Origin of the sequence: Streptomyces sp. ASQP_92 (assembly GCF_025399895.1) — a bacterium.
In the GTDB taxonomy this organism is placed as follows: Bacteria; Actinomycetota; Actinomycetes; order Streptomycetales; family Streptomycetaceae; genus Streptomyces.
The window spans coordinates 25,415-31,901 of the sequence record NZ_JAODUA010000036.1 but is presented as its reverse complement, the minus strand read 5'-3'; the positions used below and the strand labels follow the sequence as shown (position 1 = coordinate 31,901).

5 protein-coding genes and 2 pseudogenes are annotated in these 6,487 nt (G+C 69.5%); 2 read left to right on the top strand and 5 right to left on the bottom strand.

The window, feature by feature from the left end:
- Nucleotides 1–138 precede the first annotated feature (138 nt).
- The 4 genes and pseudogenes from N4G70_RS35775 to N4G70_RS35760 all read right to left on the bottom strand — a co-directional run.
- Nucleotides 139–225, bottom strand: a pseudogene (locus tag N4G70_RS35775) (NTP pyrophosphohydrolase); the annotation flags it as partial.
- Between the two features lie 1,047 nt (nt 226–1,272).
- On the bottom strand, nt 1,273–1,641 hold the full coding sequence (locus N4G70_RS35770; RefSeq protein WP_261716953.1) for an STAS domain-containing protein: 369 nt from the start codon (nt 1,639–1,641) through the stop codon (nt 1,273–1,275).
- Nucleotides 1,638–3,035 (bottom strand): PP2C family protein-serine/threonine phosphatase, encoded by a 1,398-nt coding sequence (locus N4G70_RS35765; protein ID WP_261716952.1) that lies wholly within the window; start codon nt 3,033–3,035, stop codon nt 1,638–1,640. The genes N4G70_RS35770 and N4G70_RS35765 overlap by 4 nt, the downstream gene beginning before the upstream one ends.
- 472 nt (nt 3,036–3,507) lie before the next feature.
- The gene (locus N4G70_RS35760) at nt 3,508–3,978 is read right to left on the bottom strand and encodes a MarR family winged helix-turn-helix transcriptional regulator (RefSeq protein WP_261716951.1); all 471 of its coding nucleotides are present in this window, start codon (nt 3,976–3,978) and stop codon (nt 3,508–3,510) included.
- A gap of 79 nt (nt 3,979–4,057) precedes the next feature.
- On the opposite strand from N4G70_RS35760, the gene N4G70_RS35755 reads away from it, so the two are divergent.
- Entirely contained in the window at nt 4,058–5,122 is a 1,065-nt protein-coding gene (locus N4G70_RS35755) for an ABC transporter permease (protein ID WP_261716950.1), read from the top strand.
- 435 nt (nt 5,123–5,557) lie between these two features.
- Here the strand turns inward: N4G70_RS35755 and N4G70_RS35745 are convergent, their stop codons facing one another.
- Nucleotides 5,558–5,725: a hypothetical protein gene (locus N4G70_RS35745; protein ID WP_261716949.1), complete on the bottom strand. Its 168-nt coding sequence runs from the start codon at nt 5,723–5,725 to the stop codon at nt 5,558–5,560.
- 37 nt (nt 5,726–5,762) lie between these two features.
- Between N4G70_RS35745 and N4G70_RS35740 the strand changes: the two are divergent.
- A pseudogene (locus tag N4G70_RS35740) lies at nt 5,763–6,275 on the top strand (hypothetical protein); the annotation flags it as partial.
- Nucleotides 6,276–6,487: the final 212 nt, after the last annotated feature.

The window sequence follows — 6,487 nt, the reverse complement described above, 5'->3', positions numbered from 1 at the left end:
GGCACATCCGCGTCCTGTTCGGCATGGACCCGCTCACCCCGGACTACGTCGACGCCCTGGTGGACCGATTGCTGTGATCGCCCCGCGCGGCCAGCACCAGGCGAGGCCGGGCGGGCCTCGGCCGGTCGGAGTCGAGGCTCAGACGGGCCGCACCGTCCGAGGGCCGACGCACTCGGCGCCGTACGCCCTGACGCGTTCACGCAGTTCGCGGTCGGCGGTCACGACCGGAGGGCCGGTTGAACGCATCGACGGGGGACTCGACCACCGAGCCGAACCGACGGTGGATCCGCCGGCGAACCGCTGTTCAAGGAAGGCGTAGTAGAAGTCGATCCGGTTGATCTTCGACCGGACCGTCGTGTGCCGCGGCCGCTTCCCCGGCCCGCGAAGTACTTGTCCAGCTGCCGCGAGGTCATGTGCCACGGCATGATGTCGTGGTACGAGCAGATCTCCAGCGCCGGCTGGACCAACGACTCCAGCGTGCGCGGTGACAGGCCCATCAGAACGTCAGCCAGGCCCGGCTCCGGCGGCACGTGCTCGGCAGGCCGGTCCTTCACAGCTACGTCGCGGCCCGTGATGAGAGAGAGGCGACGAGTCCCGGAATCCGTCACAAGGAAGCAAACTACGGAGGGAACTCCTGGAATCTGCGAGTAATCGTCAGATCCCCACACGATCGAGTGCAGCGTCTACCCACGTCTCCGACCTGCGTGAACAGCCACAACTCCCGCACGGGGCGCCGGAACGAACCCGTCAGCGCTCCAATTCACGGGCATGGGACTGGCTCGTTGGACCATGCGCTGGAAGACCGCGCTGAACGCCTTCGACATCACCTTCGACGGCCGCCTGTCAGCGGCCCGCCATAGCCCCAACTGCCCAGTTACACCGAACGTTTGACAGACCCACAGATGGCGTGGTCCCAGGCGGTGGTGGAGAACGTGGTGGCTCTGCACCGCTGACCGCACCACCGCACCGGATGGGCGCGGGTGCGGTAAAAGGGCCCCAGGTGGAGACGGTGGAGGCGATGCGTTCCTCCTTGACCTTCTGAGCTGAAGTCAAGGAGGAACGTACCGGGTGAAGACGCGGCCCCCACTCCCGTCGATGGCGTCCACTCCACGCGGTGGAGTGGACGCCGGGCATCGTTGGTGCGCACCACAGCATCGGGTGCGCGCACCAGCGGGTCGACTCGCGCTTGGCCATGCCCCCGTGCTCTGCGGGAAGAAAGGCCGGGCTGTGCAGTGCGGGCCCGCTGTCGGTACCGCCCCGGCGAGCGAGTTTTCAGGCGGTGGTGCGGTTGCCTTGGCGTGCGGCAAGCGCGGTGTCGGCGCTGGGATGGGCGGGCAGGAAGGTGTCCATCCCGGTGACGCTGAGCAGGCGGCTCAGCCGGTCGGGGATGGCCGCCAGGGTCAGGGAGCCGTCGGCGTCCTTGGCGCAGCGCCAGATGCCGACGAGGGCGCCCAGTCCTGAGGAGTCGCAGAAGGTGACGCCTGAAAGGTCGGCGACCAGGTGGGGGTGGCCGTTCGCGATGAGTTCCAGGGCGCGGGCCCGAACGGCGGGTGCGGCGGCGAGGTCGAATTCACCGGACAGTGCGATTACGGCCAGGGTGCCTTGGGTGTGCGGGACGTCGATGCGGAATGCGTCGGTCATGGGCGTCGGTTCTCCTGCCCGACGGAGGCGTCGGCGGTTGGGGCGGCGGCGCTGTGAGCGGTGGTGGTGATGCCTGCGGGAGCGGCATCGGGGGTGGGGACGGACAGGGCCAGCAGGGCCACGTCGTCGCGTTCGGTGTCGGGGAGGGTGTCCAGGAGCGCGACGGTGTCGTCGATCAGGGCGCCGGCTCTGACCGGCGCCGGCCGCCGGGCGAGGAAGTCGGTCAGGCCCGTGTCGGCGAGCATGTGGCCATCGGCGGTGCGGGCCTCGGTCAGACCGTCGGTGTAGAGGAGCAGTCCCTCACCTGGTGCCAGGTGCAGGGTGCGTGAGGCGAATGCGGCTTCGGCGAATGCGCCGACCAGCATGCCCCCCTTGGCGCGGACCGCCTCCACCCGTACACCAACGCCCTCGGCAGGGGTGAGGTGGTAGGCGGGCGGGTGGCCGCCGGTGGCCATCGTGACTGTGAAACCGCCGTCCCGGGCGGGATCGAGCAGGCCGAAGATGGCGGTGCAGAAGCGGGTGCCGACCGCCGCGTCCAGCAGCAGCGCCGTGTTCAGGGCATTCAGCGCGGCCGTCGGGTCCGCGTCGACGAGGGCTGCGGCCCGCAGCGTGTAGCGGGTCAGTGAGGTGACCGAGGCGGCTTCGGCGCCTTTGCCGCACACATCGCCCAGGAAGAACGCCCACCGGCCCCCGCCGACGGGGAAGACGTCGTAGAAGTCGCCGCCCACTTCCTGCGGAGAGGCGGTCTTGTAGTGGCAGGCGAGTTCCAGCCCGGGTACCGCGGGCAGTGCGGGAGGCACCAGGGTGCGCTGCAAGGTGGAGGCGAACGCGGCGATAGCAGCCTTGTCCCGCTCCGCGCGCTGCCGGGCCTCTTCCTCGGCCTGGCGTTTTTCCTGCTCGACCTTGCGGCGCTCCTGCTCGGCGCGTACCGCGTGCAGCGCCGACAGCCGCAACTCAAGCTGGTCACGCACCACCGCCGCCAGGTCCGCCAGCGTGGTCGAATCCTCCTCGCTGATCTCGCGGGGGCGGGTGTCGAGGATGTTGACCGTGCCCAGCCGGTACCCGTCCGTGGTGATGATCGGAGCGGCGGCGTAGAACCGCACCCCCATCGGGCCGGTGACCAGCGGATTGGAGCAGGCGACCGGGTCGAGCAGGGTGTCGGGGATGACGGTGGTGTCATCAGTCAGGACCGCCGAGGCGCACAGGCCCGGATCGCGGCCGATCTGCGTGACGCCTTCCAGCCCGTGTGTGGCCTTGAACCAGATCCGGTCCTCGTCCACGATGGTCACCGTCGCCACCGGCACTTCGAACAGGCGCGCGGCCAGAGCCGTGACTCGGTCGTATGCACCGTCCGGTGGCGTGTCGAGAATGTCGTAACGGCGCAGCGCCGCCATCCGTGCCGCCTCGGCCGACGTGGCCAGAGGTTCCTTCGGTGCTATCGCAGGCGGGCTCGCTTGCTCCGGCATAACCCTCGTCTCGTCATCCCCCCAGGAAGACGCCGACCAGACGGTCAGCATCCCCACACAGTACCGACATGCCCCAGCCCACCCGAACCGACGACGAACTTCGCGGAAACAACCGCAACTGAGCGCAGTGATCACATATAGGGGAAACGTGACGGCCTTCGTGGCTCGGCGGTTCCTCGACCGCGGTCAGCTGGTCGGCCTGAGCGCGAGCCTCCGTCGACACGGTCGTCCCCGCATACCTGGAGGCGGACTGGGAGCAGCTGCGCGCGCTGAAGAAGGGCCGGCACTTCTGCTGCGTAGCTCTGAAGTATGACGAGAACCGGGCCGCCGCCGCGCGTGCGCCGGGGCGGCCCTTCGGTTCCCCCGCGCGGATTGCCGCCGGTGGGTAGGGCGGGCGGTTTCACGGGTCGGGGGTTGCCGTGGGGCCGGAGGTGGGGGGCAGGGCGCCGGGATTGAGGTGGGTGACCAGACGGTTGAGGAGGCGGTGCACCGAGGCCCGCTCCTGGGGCTCCAAAACCGCCAGCGCCTCTTCATTGACTTGGCGGACCACCTCTTGTGCCCGCTCCAGGAGGCGGGAGCCGTCCGGAGTGCTGTGCAGGCACAGGATGCGGCGGTTGGTGGGGTGGGGCGAGCGGGTGAGCAATGCGCGGTCGGTGAGGCTGGCCACGGCGGAGCCCATGGACTGGGCGGTGATGCCGGCGTGACGGGCGGCGTCGGCGCTGGAGATCCCGGGCTGGCGCTCGGCCCACTGGAGGGCGTTGTACTGCGCGAGGTTCAGGTCGAGAGTGCGCAGTTCTCTCTCGAGGCGGCTGCCCATGGCCTGGGCGAAGTGCCAGGCCAGATAGCCGGTGTGGACGGGCTGTTCGCTCACATGGACCCCACTTGTAAGGCATCTTATGTTTTACTACTTCAGTTATCAGGCACCTTACAACTCGCGGACGGTTCTTCTCATGCCACCCCCCAACTCCCTCCACCTCGCCGACGCCCTTCCGGCCACCCACAAGGACATACCCGACCCCGCCCCCGAACCGCATCCCCGCTCCGGCCTGAAGGGCGTCCTGCTGCCCGTCGCCGTGGTGCTCGCCATCGGGACGATCTTCGTAAGCGTCTACCTCGCCGCCTTCCACGCTCCCCGCCCGCACGATCTCCCCGTCGCGGTCGTCGGCACCACTGCCGATGCGCACCGGCTGGAAGCCGGCCTGGAGCGGGCCATATCCGGCGGATTCGACGTGCGGACCTACGGCGACGAAGCGGCGGCCCGCGAGGCGGTCGAGCACCGCGAGGTCTACGCCGCCTACGTCCCCAGCCGCGGCCAACAGGGCGGAAAGCTGCTGTACGCCGGCGCCAACGGCCCCTCTGTGACCGCCACCCTCACCGCCGCCTTCGCCCAGGCCGCAGCGCAGGACAGCCCGCCCCCGGCCGCCCAGGACATCCTCGCGGCGTCCGCAGGCGACACCCGCGGCCTGTCGGTCTTCTACGCCGCCTTCGGTCTGGTCCTGGCCGGCTACCTCTTCGGCATGATGACCTACCAGGCCGCGCCCACTCTGCGCTTTCGCCAACGCATCGCCAGCCTGAGCCTCTTCGGCGCCCTCGGCGGCATCATCGTCGCCCTCCTCGCCGGCGACACCGGCTTCGGCGCCCTCCCCGGCTCCTTCGCCGGCACGGCCGCGGTCACCGCCCTGATGGCCATGGCAGCGGGAGGCGCGACCATGGCGATCGTGAAATGGACCGGATCCGCGGGCGCCGCCATCGCCTCGGTGATCCTGCTGATCTTCGGCAACGCCACCAGTGGCGGCGTCATGCCCCGCTTCTACCTGCCCGGCTGGCTGGATCCGCTGTCCGGCGTACTGCCCGTCGGCGCGGGGGTGCGCGCTCTCCAGGGGATGTCCTACTTCCACGATGACGGCCTATGGTCCGGCCTCGCCGTGCTGGCCGCGTGGATCATCGCCTGTGTGGCCCTGCTCTACCTCCGGGATATCCGCAGCGCCCACAAGGACCGGCTGCGCGCCGCCTGAGGAGTGCCTGCCGCCCGACCTCGCCGGCCCCGCGATCTGCCGAAGTTCGCGGGGCCCTGGCTGTTGTGGGTGTTGGCGGCGCAGACGCCGCTGGACAGGTCAGGGCGGTCCGCTCGGTGATCCAGTGGATCTGTGAGCCGTTCTTGCCGGGATGGCGATCAGCCGGTTCCAGGTCCTCCCGAGCGATCCGCACGGCACCGGCAGCGCCCAGGTCACCGCCGACGCGACACCAAAGGTGCGCAGGTACTCATTCGCCACGTCAGGGCATGTCAAACGTTCGGTGTAGCTGAGCAGTTGGGGTTACTGGCGAGCCGCTGACAAGCGTCGTCAAAGGTGATGTCAAAAAGGCGTTCAGCGCGGTCTTCCAGCGCATAATCCGGCGGGCCTGTCCCTTGTCGGCGGGATCGAGGGACATGATCCCCAGGTAAACGCACTTCAGGGCGGGGTGGCCAGATACCGGAACTTCCTGCCGTCCAGCGCGAGATGGGCGGTGTCGCCGACGTACTTCGTGTTCGGCTCGCTTGCCGTGAAGTCGCGGCCGACAAGGTCCGGAGCTTGCGCCGCGGCCGGGTCCGCAACAGTGATGCGGTGTCTGCGGCGCAAGCGCGTGCCCGCCGGACCGGCGCCGCGAAGGGCGCCCCGTGCCAAAGCCTGTCGCCGGGGCCAGGCGCGCGCGAGCACTACGTAGGGGAGACCGTCTACTGGGACGCCAGCACCGCCCGGCTGTTGCCTCGGCTGCTCAAAGGACCAACCCGAGGGCCGGTGTTCGTCACGCACCGCCGCCCGGGGCCGGGCAGGGTCGTCAGCCCCCGTGACGTGTGCCCGGATGCCGGGCCGTCCCGGCCTTCCTACGGACAGGCCCACGCCCTGCTGGACATGCACACCGCGGTGCGTGGTCGCGGAACGGGCTGGGACCCGCACGAGTACCTGTGGTGGCCGACGGGTCGGCCGCCCGGCCGTCCCGGTCGAGCTACCGGGTGAGCAGGGCCACTCCGCCCTGCCTCACCTCGGTGAGCAGGGCACCTCGCTACTGATGCTCATGGCCAAGTCCCGGCACAAGAAGCCGGAGAACCTCCGCCGCTACTTCAAGCCATCGGCCATAGCGTTCTCCGTAGTCACCAGCCTGCTGGCACCCGGCGACGCCCCGCGTTGATGCACCCAGTCAGCCGGAACGCCGGCCCTCATACACGGTGGGGTATGGGCGAGGACCGCCACCTTTGGCGACCACGCCTCGGCTCCGAGCCCGCGTCGCGGGCCCCGATGCGGGAGGGGCTTGTCCATTCGCGGCGGATGGCAAAAAGCAAAGGCAAGGAGGGGTTACCTACTCCTTGCCACTCTCAACTTATAGCGCAGTGGGGGCCTTGC